The 12,532-nt window shown below is 58.8% G+C and carries 9 protein-coding genes and 1 tRNA gene; 7 read left to right on the top strand and 3 right to left on the bottom strand.

What is annotated here, in order from left to right:
• Positions 1-40: 40 nt before the first annotated feature.
• A tRNA-Val gene (locus QWB57_RS06840) sits at positions 41-115 on the bottom strand.
• 172 nt (positions 116-287) lie between these two features.
• Here QWB57_RS06840 and QWB57_RS06835 point away from each other — a divergent pair.
• From QWB57_RS06835 to QWB57_RS06810, 6 genes are all read left to right on the top strand, one after another.
• Positions 288-1,019 (top strand): polysaccharide biosynthesis/export family protein, encoded by a 732-nt coding sequence (locus QWB57_RS06835; protein WP_223628489.1) that lies wholly within the window; start codon positions 288-290, stop codon positions 1,017-1,019.
• 22 nt (positions 1,020-1,041) lie between these two features.
• Positions 1,042-3,333 carry a polysaccharide biosynthesis tyrosine autokinase gene (locus tag QWB57_RS06830; protein WP_223628493.1) on the top strand — a complete coding sequence of 764 codons (2,292 nt, stop codon included), beginning with the start codon at positions 1,042-1,044 and terminating at the stop codon, positions 3,331-3,333.
• Positions 3,334-3,336: 3 nt separating this feature from the next.
• The gene (locus tag QWB57_RS06825) at positions 3,337-4,650 is read left to right on the top strand and encodes a DnaJ domain-containing protein (RefSeq protein WP_288968899.1); all 1,314 of its coding nucleotides are present in this window, start codon (positions 3,337-3,339) and stop codon (positions 4,648-4,650) included.
• Positions 4,650-5,864, top strand: a complete 1,215-nt coding sequence (locus tag QWB57_RS06820; RefSeq protein ID WP_288968897.1) for a hypothetical protein — start codon at positions 4,650-4,652, stop codon at positions 5,862-5,864. Before QWB57_RS06825 ends, QWB57_RS06820 begins: the two co-directional genes overlap by 1 nt.
• A gap of 103 nt (positions 5,865-5,967) precedes the next feature.
• Positions 5,968-7,026, top strand: coding sequence for a two-component system response regulator (locus QWB57_RS06815; RefSeq protein WP_223628499.1), 1,059 nt, complete (start codon positions 5,968-5,970; stop codon positions 7,024-7,026).
• Entirely contained in the window at positions 6,998-9,202 is a 2,205-nt protein-coding gene (locus QWB57_RS06810) for an ATP-binding protein (protein ID WP_288968895.1), read from the top strand. Before QWB57_RS06815 ends, QWB57_RS06810 begins: the two co-directional genes overlap by 29 nt.
• A 7-nt stretch (positions 9,203-9,209) precedes the next feature.
• Here the strand turns inward: QWB57_RS06810 and QWB57_RS06805 are convergent, their stop codons facing one another.
• Both QWB57_RS06805 and QWB57_RS06800 read right to left on the bottom strand, forming a co-directional pair.
• The gene (locus QWB57_RS06805) at positions 9,210-10,106 is read right to left on the bottom strand and encodes a crotonase/enoyl-CoA hydratase family protein (protein ID WP_223628505.1); all 897 of its coding nucleotides are present in this window, start codon (positions 10,104-10,106) and stop codon (positions 9,210-9,212) included.
• Positions 10,107-10,277: 171 nt separating this feature from the next.
• Positions 10,278-11,954: an AMP-binding protein gene (locus QWB57_RS06800; protein WP_223628509.1), complete on the bottom strand. Its 1,677-nt coding sequence runs from the start codon at positions 11,952-11,954 to the stop codon at positions 10,278-10,280.
• A gap of 120 nt (positions 11,955-12,074) precedes the next feature.
• Here QWB57_RS06800 and QWB57_RS06795 point away from each other — a divergent pair, with 120 nt between their 5' ends.
• On the top strand, positions 12,075-12,530 hold the full coding sequence (locus QWB57_RS06795) for a hypothetical protein (protein ID WP_288968892.1): 456 nt from the start codon (positions 12,075-12,077) through the stop codon (positions 12,528-12,530).
• Positions 12,531-12,532: the final 2 nt, after the last annotated feature.

Below are 12,532 nucleotides of genomic sequence, written 5' to 3'. Positions count from 1 at the left end.
ATTGCAGGCACAAAAAAACGGCCTAAGCCGTTGATTTGATTGGTGGGCGGTGCAGGGTTCGAACCTGCGACCCTTGCCGTGTGAAGGCAATGCTCTACCGCTGAGCTAACCGCCCGGTGTTGCGAGCCGCGCATTCTACAGGAGTAGGTTGTGATGGCAAGCCCTTGCAGGCGAGCAAGGGCAATTTGTCGCTGAACTGTGCTTGCCTGCAGTGGCTGCGTTCAGCTGCGAAGTTGCGTACTGCGACGCACCACGCATAATGCTAGGTCCGAGAACGAGGTTCGTGCATGCGCAACGTGCTTTCCATCTTGCTGGTTTCCATGCTGTTATTGCTTTCGGCATGCGCGAGCACAGGCACATCCAGTGGCCAGTCGCATTCCTCAATCGTCAGCAATGAGGTTGTTGGCAACAAGCTGCCACCCCCGGATACCACCAGCGCATCGGGTGCTTATGAGGGCGCAAGTGATTACCGCATTGGTGCACAGGACTTGCTTGAGATCAGCGTGTTTGGTGTGCAGGACCTGGATAAGGAGGTGCGCGTCAATTCCAACGGTCAGATTTCACTGCCCTTGATTGGCGGTGTGATGGCCGGTGGCCGCACGATTCCGGAATTGGAGCAAGACCTCGCCGGGAAGTACGCCAGCGGATTCCTGCAAAACCCCCAAGTCAGCGTGTTTGTCAAAGAGTACGCAAGCCAGCGCATCACCCTTGAAGGCGCAATCGTCAAGCCGGGCATCTATCCGATTACGGGTAAAACCACATTACTGCAAGCGATTGCATTGTCGGGTGGCGTGGATGACAAAATTGCCGATTTGGGTGGCATCGTGTTAATGCGGCAAATCGATGGCAAGCGCATGGCTGCCGTCTATGACCTGCGTGCGGTACGACGCGGGAAAATGGAAGATCCACAGGTTTATGGAGACGACATCATCGTCGTCGAGGCTTCCGGCAGCAAGTCGGCTTATCGCCGCTTCATCGAAACCATGCCGGCGCTTGGTGTTTTCGGTTGGTTATTCTGAATTCATTCAAGGACGAAATTGCATGCCGCATGATCGCTTGCCTACCCCCTCGGCTGATGCTGGCCAGCAGCTTCAATCATCTGTCGCTTATCCAGCCTTGCCGCAACGCGGGGCATCCGCGTTATTGGTACATGAATTGCAGCAAAGCGATCGCCGCGATGAGGACGAGATCGACCTATTGGCGTATTGGCACATTCTGGTCAAACGGCGTCGATTGATTGCCAGCATTCTGATTGCAGTGGTTGCGTTGGCCTTGCTGGCGACCTTGCTGGCGACACCGATTTATCGTGCATCGGCGGTATTGCAAATTGAAAAGCAAAGTAGTCAGGTCATTCAGGTTGATGGAATTCAGCCGGGAAGCGATCTGGGTGGGTGGGATCCAGACTTCCTGCAGACGCAAATCGAGTTGATCAAGAGCCGATCCTTGAGTGAGCGTGTGGCGAGTGAATTGCACATGGATCAAGCGGCAATGGATCGTCTATATGCGCCCGGGTGGTTGGACCGCATGTTGGCCCTGTTGCAGCCAAAATCCAGGCAGGCGACGAGTGGCAAAGCTGACAAACCCGCCAATCAGGCCAAGGATTTGCTGAAGAGCGCTTCCGGCATCGTTGCTGGAGGTTTGAGCGTCGATCCTGTTCGTAATTCCAAGTTGGTGGTTATCAACTTCGATAGCCCGTCGGCGCAGTTCTCGGCACGCGCTGCCAACGCGCTTGCCGATGGCTTTATTGCTGCCGGATTGGAGCGCCGCTTTGGCGCGTCGTCATATGCCAAGACCTATTTGGAAGACCAGCTCAAGCTGACCAAGGCGCGGTTGGAAGAATCCGAGCGCAAGTTGGTATTGTTCGCGCAGCAGGAGAATCTGGTCGATACCGGTGACAAAGGGCAATCGCTTGCGGTGCAGAATCTGACGCAGCTCAATGCGGCGTTGGCCACCGCGCAGGATCAGCGCATCCGCGCGCAGGCGCGTTGGCAGCAGGCTTCCGGTGGGGCGATGCCGGCGGATATGATCGGTAATTCCAATATTCGCAATTTGCAGCAGCAAAAGGGTGCGCTGCAGGCGCAGTATCAGCTGAAGCTGCAGACCTTCAAGCCGGACTATCCGGACATGCGGCAGCTCAAGAGTCAGGTGGATGAGCTGGATCGCCAGATTGGGCAGGAAATTGGAGGGGTTCGTGCATCAGTCAAAGCCGAGTATGATGCTGCCGCGAAGCAGGAACAGATGTTGATGGGCCAGATTGCAGCGCTGCGCACGCAGGCGCTGGATGTGGATGGACGCAGCATCCAGTACAACATTCTGAAGCGCGAAGTGGACACCAACCGTCAGCTCTATGACGGCCTGCTGCAGCGCTACAAGGAAGTGGGCGTTGCCGGTGATGTACGTTCCAACAACATTTCCATCATCGACCGTGCCGAAGTGCCTGATGGGCGTTTCAAGCCCAGCCTGATCCGGAATCTGGCACTGGGGGTTTTGTTGGGCGCAATGCTGGGTGTGCTGATTGCGTTTCTACTGGAGTTCTTGGACGACACACTCAAGACCCCTGAAGACATCGAGCAGAAACTCAAAATGCCGGTGTTGGGTGTGGTGCCTAAATTGGGGCCGAAGGAGAGCATGGCGGCGGTTGCAAGCAATCCGCAGTCGTCGTTCTCCGAGGCCTATCGCTCGGTACGCACGGCGCTGCAGTTTGCAACGGATCATGGCGTGCCCAAAACGTTGTTGATTTCCAGCAGTGGCCCTGGGGAGGGTAAATCGACCACCGCGCAGGCGTTGGCGCGCAACCTCACCCAGCTTGGCAAGCGTGTCATGTTGGTAGACGCCGACCTGCGCAATCCTTCCTTGCATAAAGCCTTTGGCCTGCGTGCGGAGCATGGCCTCAGTAGCCTGCTGTCAGGTGCATGCAGCTTTGCCGACGTGGTACAGCCATCGGGAGAGGAACGTCTGGATTTGATTCTGGCCGGGCCGCTGCCACCGAACCCTGCCGAGCTTTTGTCCGGTACCAAACTGATTTCATTGCTCACCGTCGCATCCGAGCGCTACGACCACGTCATCGTTGATGGGCCGCCTGTATTGGGTTTGGCCGATGCGCCGATACTTGCCAATTCGGTGGATAGCACGCTGTTGATGATCTCCAGTGGCAAAACCAAGAGCGGTGCGGCACAAGCTGCGCTGAAACGACTGCTAACGGCACGGGCACGTATCGTCGGTTGTTTGCTGACCAAATACGACGCGCGTACTGCCGGCTATGGGTATGGCTACGGGTACCAATACGAGTCGTATTACGCCTATGGCAACAAGCCAAGGCTGACCAAGGGCTGATCGATGAGCGGCGCGAATGGGGACGCGCTGGAGTGGGCGGTAGCACTGTTGCATGCGCCGGGTGAACGGCATGCGTTGCGACAGCGCCCGTTGCCGGATGGGATCACCGAACTGCTGGGAATAGCCGCGACAACCTCGCCTGAGTCATTGGCCATTGCGGCCAAACACTTCGGTGAACCGGAGTCCCGTATGCGCGAAGCTGCCCAGTTCTATGTTCGCGAAATCCTGCTGTTTCCACAGGCAGATGCCTACCGCATCCTGGGTGTCAGCGATGACGCATCGCAGGACGTCATCAAAACCCACCATCGCTTGTTGCAGCGATGGCTGCATCCAGATCGATTGCAACATGCCGGAGATGCGGTATTTGCAGCGCGGGTGAACGTCGCGTGGCAGCGTCTTCGCAATACCGCACAGCGTGCTCAATATGATGCCCACTTGCGCCAAACAGACCATTTGCCAGCGGCGCTGGATATTGGCGCCATGCCGGTCGTGCGGGTATGGGGTGCAGAGCCGCCACCCGTTCCGCCGCTGCATCGTTGGCTGCGCCGGCTGCCATTGCTGATGTTGCTGCTGGTGTGTGGTGGCTTGTTCTGGATGGTGTTGCAAGATTGGCGTCGTGAGCCTGAGTTGGCATGGGGCGAGCCTGACGTTGCCTCGGCACCCGCGCAAGCGCAGTCAGCAATATCGAGTACTTCTCAGCCAGTTACCAAAGCAGCGCGGCACCAGCATGCAGCGCCACCGGATCCGCGGGTTCCCGCCGCGACTGCGGCGCACGTCAAGCCTGGCAGGATGGCAAGTGCACTTCCTGTGGTGCCTTCGCACGGATTGGGCGAGGCGAGAGCGGCATCCATTCCGATGACAACGGCGGCAAGCCCTGTTTCGCATCGCAATAGTCGATCATCGCAACCTGGAGTGACGGCACCTGCAGTGGTTGCCGACATGACAATGACAGCACCTGTTGTCGAACCCATCTCACCGCCCCATGCGGCATTGCCATCACAGGCACAAATCGCTGCTGCGCAGCAGGTCGCGGACCAGTTGTTGCGGTATATGCAGCAATTGCAGCGACCGTCACCGTCGATCTGGAATAGCCCCGGGATTCAGGTCTCTGCGGAGCAGATGCGGAAGACATTGAATGCTGCGGGGGCGCCACGTTTTGGCGCTGTGCAATGGCGCATTGGTACCGATGCCGCAGACCTTGTATTGCGGTTTCCATCGCAACCGGATGGTAGCGGTGGTGGCACGTTCACTGCCGTACTGCAATGGCGCGAAGGCCGTTGGCTGGTGACCGGGGTAGGAATGGGGCAGGAGCAATGATGACCACGGCTCGCAACGTTGTCTTGATTATCGTTTCTGGTGTGCTGTTGTTCGCAGCGTGGCGGCTGGTTGGGCAGATACTGGCCGAACGCGATGCGACCGATAATCCGGTGGCAGCCTTGTCCTGGCGGCCCGCGGATCCGGTAGCGCTCCTGCAGCTCACCGAACAGCAACGCACCAGGCAGGATCTTGCGTCGGCTGCGCAGACAGCACGCCAATTGCTGGCACACGAGCCATTGAGTGGGCAGGCATTTCGAGAATTGGGGATGATCTCCGATCAACGCGGCGATCGCGCACAGGCGAAAAAGTTGTTTGACATCGCCGCACGCCGCGCGCCGCGAGACCTCCCCACGCATGCGTGGTTAGCCCAATATGCGCTGCGGCAGCACGACTATCCCGGTGCGATGCAGCAGTTTGACATCGTGTTTCGGCAGGCGCCGGAGCGACTGGCCAGGCTGGCCCCAGCCTTGGTGCAAATGGCGAAGGAACCGGCCTTTGCCGATGCGCTGGCCGCCAGCTTGCGTACCAATCCGCCGTGGCGTGCCGCGATGCTACAGGCGTTGCAATCGCGTACGGATGACAAGGCGCAGGCGCAAGTGATGCAAAGCCTGCAATCACGTGGTGGGCTCAGTGTTGAGGAGTTTGCCCATTGGTTGAATAGCCTGATGGCACAGGGCCGTTGGGGCGAGGCCTATGCGCGCTGGGCGGATACCGTGGTCAAGCCTGGCGGCAGGCTGCCGACGCTTTTCAATGGCGACTTCAGTACGGCTCCAAGTAGCGCTGGCTTCGATTGGTACCTGCGCGACATCCCCGGTGTGCTGTTGAACGTGGAGCGGCAGGCGGCAGCACCCACGCATCAGGTGCACGTTAGTTTTATGGATCGCGGTATTCCCAGTACGGGGTTGGAGCATCCCTTGTTGTTGATGCCAGGGCACTATCGGTTGACAGTGCAGGTGCGCGGGCAGGCATTGGCGAGCGAATTGGGGTTGCGGTGGGTGTTGGCGTGTCAGTCGGGCCCACAAATAGTGGCGTTGAGCCTGCCAGCAGATGGTAGTTTTGGTTGGCGCCAGTTGACCGGAGACTTCGAAGTTCCCGATAAAAGCTGCCAGGGGCAGTGGTTACGGCTCACCAACCCGGTGTCGGGTGGAGCCGGGCAGCGAGTTGCGGGCGAGCTGTGGTTGGCAAACATGCAGATTGAACGGCTTGCCAATTGATCGAGTCGTTGTAGTCCACCCAGCCTATTGCCATTATCGATGAATGCGCGGAGGATCAGGCCTACCGCGTGTCTTGCGCTTGCCGGAAGCAAGGGGGTGCTGCATGGACGTCGTGATTGTGGATGATCTGCCGTCGGCCCGCACGTTGATGCGGCATGTTGTTCAGGAAATCGGGCCGCAGCTCAATGTGCATGATTTTGGCGTGCCCGAAGACGCACTGAATTGGTGCGAGGACAATCGCCCCGACTTGCTGCTGCTGGATTACCGCATGCCGGGCATGGATGGGCTGGAACTGGCCAGGGCATTTCGCAAATCGCTGCGCAATCGGGATGTGCCCATCGTGCTGGTCACGGTGGTGGAGGATGCGCCAGTGCGGCAGGCGGCGCTGGATGCCGGTGTCATCGACTTTGTGGTCAAGCCCATTAAACCTCGTGACGTGCGTGCGCGCTGTCGTAATCTGCTGCAACTTCGGCAGCAGTCCGAATCGGTCAAGCAACGTGCGTTGTCACTGGAGCAGCGTTTGCTGGCCAGCATGCATGAAGTGGAAGAGCGCGAGCGCGAAACCCTGTCGCGGCTGGCGCGCGCCATCGAGTTCCGTGATACCGGCACCAGCGCTTATCTGGAACGCATGGCGCATGTGGCAGGGGTGATTGCAGAAGGACTTGGCTTGCCCGAAGAACAAGTGCGTTTGATCGAATTGGCGGCACCACTGCACGATATTGGCAAAATTGCCATTCCCGATGCCATCTTGATGAAGCCCGGCCCGTTGGAACCGCATGAGCGTGACCATATGAAGCAGCACCCGCGGATCGGCTACGAACTGTTGCAAGACAGCCAGAATCGTTTTATCCAAGTGGGCGCGCAAATTGCCCTGCGCCATCATGAATGGTGGGATGGCAGCGGCTATCCGGACGGGTTGCGAGGACACGCCATTCCGATTGAAGCGCGGGTGGTGACGGTGGCCGATGTGTTCGATGCGTTGCTGTCGCCACGGCCCTATAAGCAGGCGTGGAGCATTGGGCGCACACTGGAATACATCGGCTCACAAAGCGGCACTATGCTGGATCCAGGGTGCGTGCGTGCATTGATGAACAATTTGCCGCGCATCTACGACATCTGCGATCGGTATTCCCATGTCCAACCCGGCCGAGCCACGGGTTGAGGGCTTGCACGTGGGTATCGGCCTCATTTGGTCAAAGTTGCAACAGCGTGATGACAGCGAGCACACGCAAGTTTTTGTGCGCATTGTCATCACGTTTTTGTTCTGCCTGTATTTGGGGTGGCTAGTCGGCTCAGGCGACGCTAGTCCGCAGTTGCGCGCCACGTGGATGATTTTGTTGGCCGAGTTGGGGCTGTCGGTGGTATTGCTGGCGGCCATCGTAGCGTCGCCGGCCCCCTCGCACCCGCGTCGATGGCTGGGCATGCTGGCGGATTATGCGTCGATGGGCGGCGTCATGTACTTGCAGGGCGAGCAGGCCGCGCCGCTGTATGCCGTGTATCTGTGGGTCACCATCGGCAATGGTTTGCGCTACGGCTCGGGTTATCTATATGCCGCAACCGTGTTGGCGGCGCTGTCCTTTGGAAGCATGGCGGCGATGACGGCGTATTGGCAGCAAAATCCCTATCTGTCATGGGGATTGCTGTTGGGGGTGGTGGCGGTACCGCTGTATTTCGCCAGTTTGTTGAAAGCCTTGACTGTTGCGATGGAAGACGCGCGACGCGCGAATCAGGCCAAGAGCCGCTTCCTGGCAAACATGAGCCATGAGTTTCGCACCCCATTGAATGGGCTTTCGGGTATGTCCGAATTGTTGGCCAGCACCCGTCTGGATGCCGAGCAACGCGGTTATCTGGAAACCCTGCAAGCAGCAACGCGTTCGCTGCTGGCATTGGTCGAGGATGTGCTGGACATTTCAGTGATCGAAGCAGGCAAGTTGAAGATACGCCAGGAAACATTCGAGTTGCCCGTGTTGCTGAATCAGATCAACTTGATGCTGCGCCCGCAGGCGCGCAACAAGCAGCTGGATTACGTGGTTACGTTGATGACCGACGTGCCGGCAAGGTTGCGCGGTGATCCCAGGCATTTGCAGCAGGTATTGGTGAATCTGCTCAGTAATGCCATCAAATTTACCCGGAAGGGTGAGGTGCGGATGACGGTGGCGCAAGCGGCTGCCAGCGATGGCCATGTGCGTTTGCGTTTTACCGTATCGGATACTGGAATTGGCATCCCTGCGTCAGCGCGCGCGCGCTTGTTTGATGCGTTTGAACAGGCCGACAACAGCTTGGTGCGCCGGCACGGCGGCACCGGGCTGGGTACCGCCATTGCCAAGGGTTTGACCGAAGCGATGGGGGGTAGCATCGGGTTTGAAAGCCGTGAGCATGTTGGCAGTCGTTTCTGGATTGAATTGCCGTTTGAAGTCCCAGTTGCGTTGGAATGCGCAAGCTTTGAATCCGCTCCGACACCACCACCTGTGCAGGTGGCAAGTCCGGCACCGGCGCTGAATATTATCGATTTTGCCGATCCCTTCTTGCGTCATCGTGCACGAGTCAAGCCCTTGCGTATCTTGGTCGCCGATGACCACGCTGCCAATCGCCTGCTGCTGCAAACCGTGTTGCAAAAGGCAGGGCATCGGGTGATGGCAGTGGAAGATGGCGAAGCGGCATTGGAGGCTCTGGCCAGCGGCGGTTTTGATCTGGCGTTGATTGACCTGCACATGCCATCCATGAGTGGCATTGACCTGCTGCGGCAGCTGCGGGTGATGGAGGCTGGCCGGCATGAGGCGACACCTGTCATTGTGGTCAGTGCAGATGCGATGGCCGACACCCTGCAAGCCTGCCGCAATGCGGGCGCACGCGCGTATATCACCAAGCCGTTTACCGCAGGCCGGTTACTTGAAGCCATTGCCGAAATCGTGTCCGGGGAGCGGCCGGGTGAAGCCGAGCCGGCGGTGCAATTGCAACATGGCAGCAACGCGCAAGTACTCGATGCAACGGCATTGGATGAGTTTGCCGCACTCGGCATGGGCAAAGCTTTCGAAACCGAATTTATCGGCCAATGTGTGACCGATGCGCGGATGGCCTTGGTTCGGATGCGGCAGGCGATCGTGGTGGCTGATTGGGAGCAGTATCGTGATCAGGCGCACGCGTTGAAGGGCGTGGCCAGCAATCTTGGCTTGCGCCAATGCAGCACCTTGAGCAGTGCGCTGATGCGAATGAGTGGCATCGAGCTGGCCCGTGATGGTCAGCGTCATTGCGATACCCTGGCCGACTGCCTGCGGCGTGGTGAGCAAGCACTCGCGGCGCGCGGCAGCTGGGTGCCGGCGCGCGAGGAAACACCATAGCGGGGACTCAGGCGTGTGCCGTTACCGGCTCGCCGTGGCGGCGATACTGCGCACGTACCAGCCGTTCCATGGTGCGCAGGGATTTTTCTCCCAACTGCAATGCGGTCTCCACCCACACTGCGGTGATGGCCATCATGCCCTCCAAGCTGATCGGCTGGGCCATCGCGCGCACCTTGTGCATGGCGCTGCGTGCGTGCGCGATGCGGCGATTGCCGCGAATGACCTCGTCCACCGCCAACTGGCCTTGACCGCGGGGCGCCAGCACATCCACTAGGCCCATTCGGTACAACTCATCGCTGGAATGAATATCACCGGAGAGCATCAGTCTTTCGGCCTGATGCGGAGCAATGCGTTTGCACAGGAACGAATACGCGCCCATTCCCGGGAATAGGTCAAACAATACCTCCGGCAAGCCCATTCCCACGCCTTCCTCGGCAACGATGGTGTGGCAGCTCAGTGCAGCTTCAAAGCCACCGCCCAAGGCATCGCCTTGCACCAGCGCAATGCTGTGGGCGCCCGCATCCAGCCCCGCATGAAATGCATGTACGCCACGCACGCATTGCTGTGCATAGGTCAGCAAGGCAGGGCGATCTTGCCTGCGGATCGCATCGCAAAAATATTCCAGATCACCGCCTAGATTGAATGCATCGCAGTCCGAGGCCAGTACCACGTGGTGCAACCCGCCGTCGCGTTGTTGTGCTTCAACTTGCAGGCGAGCGCCGAGCAGATGTTGGTATTGCAGAATTTCGGCTACCAGTGCCGGCTTGAAGCAGGCACGGCCGGCGCGTTGCACCAGATCGGCGTGCATGTGGCACCAATGCACAGTGCCATCGGAAGTGGCGTGTGTGCGCAGAGTGGAGTAGCGGGGATTGGGGGAGAGTTGTTCAATAGTTGCAGTGGCCATGATCGCTCCAGACAGAGGCTGCCAGCGTGGGCCAGCGCGGCAGGGTGCGGAGGAAGCGGCGTGTGTTGGCCCGAGCTCTCTATGCGCCCAAATGGTTGAAAGTGCAACAAAAAAACCCCGGGTGCAGGGCATCCGGGGTGGGTTGATGCGTGGCGCTGACAGCGCCGATACTCAGGTTTTGGCGGGCTCGCGCAGCTCTTTGCGCAGGATCTTGCCGACATTGCTTTTGGGCAATTCGTTGCGGAATTCGACAAAACGCGGCTGCTTGTAGCCGGTCATGTTTTCGCGGCAGAACGCCTTTACTGCATCGGCCGTCAATGCTGGGTCTTTCTTGACGATAAACACCTTCACAGCCTCACCGGATTTGTCATCCGGCACGCCGATGGCGGCCACTTCCAACACACCGGGCATCATTGCAATCACGTCTTCCACTTCATTGGGATAGACGTTGAAGCCAGATACCAGAATCATGTCTTTCTTGCGGTCGACGATATAGAAATAACCTTGTTCGTCCATCTTGGCCATATCGCCGGTATGCAGCCAACCGTCGGCATCCATGACCTTGGCGGTTTCTTCGGGACGCTGCCAATAGCCCTTCATCACCTGTGGGCCTTTGACACAGAGCTCGCCAATTTCGCCCATGGGCAGGATTTGGCCATCTTCCCCTTTGATGCAGACCAGCGTAGATGGCACCGGCATGCCGATGGAGCCGTTATAGGCGCGCAAATCCAGCGGGTTGATGCACACCGCGGGCGACGTTTCGGTCAGGCCATAGGCCTCCGCCAAGGTGGTGCCAGTCACCTGTTTCCACTTGTCGGCCACGGCCCGTTGCACGGCCATACCACCGCCCAAGGTCAGGTGCAGATGCGAGAAATTCACTTGCTCGAAGCCGGGGGTGTTGAGCAAGCCATTGAACAGAGTGTTGACACCCGTGATCGCAGTGAAGCGGGTACTTTTGAGTTCTTTGACGAAACCGGGCATATCGCGCGGATTGGTGATCAATAGATTACTTGCGCCGAACTTGATGAACACTAGGCAGTTCGCGGTCAGCGCGAAGATGTGGTACAGCGGCAACGCGGTGACGATGGTTTCTTCGCCAAGCCTGATATTGGCCCCCACCCACGCCGCCGCCTGCTGCATATTGGCCACCAGGTTGCGATGGGTCAGCATCGCGCCCTTGGAGACACCGGTGGTGCCGCCGGTGTATTGCAGGAAGGCCAAGTCGTCCAGCGTACTGCGGAGTTGGGGCAGCTGGTGCATGCGGCCAAGTGTCAAGGTGTCGCCGAAGCGCACCGCACCCGGAATATTGTAGTCGGGCACCATTTTCTTGATGTACTTGAGCACGAAATTGATGAGCGCGCCCTTGGGGAAGCCCAGCATGTCGCCCAACCCTGTCGTGATGGCACGCACGCCCGGCATCTGCGCCAACACTTCTTGCGCCACGTTGCCGAAGTTGTCCATCACCAACAAGACACTGGCCCCGGAGTCTGCCAACTGGTGCTTGAGCTCACGCGGGGTATACATCGGGTTGGTGTTGACGACGACCAGCCCAGCGCGCAAGACGCCAAAAATCGCCACTGGATATTGCAGGCAGTTAGGCATCATGATCGCGACGCGATCACCTTTTTTAAGTTTCAACTCGCCAAGCAGATAGCCGGCAAAATCACGGCTGAGGCGATCCAGTTCGGCATAGGTGATCGATTTGCCCATATTGATGAAGGCGGTTTTATTGCCATACTGCGCAATTGCCTTGTCAAACACATCGGTGATCGACGCGAACTCGTTCATGTCGATTTCGGCGGGCACGCCGGCGGGGTAGTGGTCTAACCAAGGCTGTTGCGAACGCATGCACTGTTCCCCTGCAAGTGAGCCGGCGCAGTAGGTGCGGCGGCGTATGGATTCCGCTTTGATTTGAGCATAGCCTCCGATGCGTGACAAGCCGATCTGGTCAAGAGCAGGAATGCTGCAATGCGCAATTTCCATGTATTTCCCCGCATTGTGCTCGCCACCGTGCCGACCTTGCTACTGATGGTGTCCGCGGCCTGCCACAAACAAGTGCCGGAACAGGCCGTGCGGGCGCAGCTTGCGGCGTTGCAGGCGGCAATGGATGCCCGCGACGCCACTGCAGTGCGCGATTTGCTGGCAACCGATTTCATCGGCGAGCAGGGGCTGGAAAAACGCGGCGCGCATCAACTTGCTGCTGGCCTGTTTCTGCGCTACCGCGAGGTAAGCGCGAAGATCGGCCCGATCCAGGTCGAGGTGCTCGATCCCAGCAACGCCATCGCCCGCTTCAACCTGCTGGCCACGGGCGGCAGTGATGGACTGCTGCCCGACAGTGGCCAAGTATTCGCGGTGGAAACCGGTTGGCAGTACATCGACGGCCACTGGCTGCTGCGCAACGCAAGTTGGAAGCCTGCGTTGTAATG

The organism is uncultured Thermomonas sp. (assembly GCF_937872235.1).
GTDB lineage: Bacteria > Pseudomonadota > Gammaproteobacteria > Xanthomonadales > Xanthomonadaceae > Thermomonas > Thermomonas beijingensis.
Note: the sequence above shows the minus strand (reverse complement) of the source record. Positions and strands in the feature narration are given on the sequence as shown.

Bases quoted from the DNA above. Each gene is read 5' to 3' on its own strand.
- QWB57_RS06815 (WP_223628499.1), top strand. From the start codon at position 5,968: ATGGACGTCGTGATTGTGGATGATCTGCCGTCGGCCCGCACGTTGATG.
- QWB57_RS06830 (WP_223628493.1), top strand. From the start codon at position 1,042: ATGCCGCATGATCGCTTGCCTACCCCCTCGGCTGATGCTGGCCAGCAG.
- QWB57_RS06835 (WP_223628489.1), top strand. From the start codon at position 288: ATGCGCAACGTGCTTTCCATCTTGCTGGTTTCCATGCTGTTATTGCTT.
- QWB57_RS06795 (WP_288968892.1), top strand. From the start codon at position 12,075: ATGCGCAATTTCCATGTATTTCCCCGCATTGTGCTCGCCACCGTGCCG.
- QWB57_RS06810 (WP_288968895.1), top strand. From the start codon at position 6,998: ATGTCCAACCCGGCCGAGCCACGGGTTGAGGGCTTGCACGTGGGTATC.
- QWB57_RS06800 (WP_223628509.1), bottom strand. From the start codon at position 11,954: ATGCGTTCGCAACAGCCTTGGTTAGACCACTACCCCGCCGGCGTGCCC.
- QWB57_RS06805 (WP_223628505.1), bottom strand. From the start codon at position 10,106: ATGGCCACTGCAACTATTGAACAACTCTCCCCCAATCCCCGCTACTCC.
- QWB57_RS06820 (WP_288968897.1), top strand. From the start codon at position 4,650: ATGACCACGGCTCGCAACGTTGTCTTGATTATCGTTTCTGGTGTGCTG.
- QWB57_RS06825 (WP_288968899.1), top strand. From the start codon at position 3,337: ATGAGCGGCGCGAATGGGGACGCGCTGGAGTGGGCGGTAGCACTGTTG.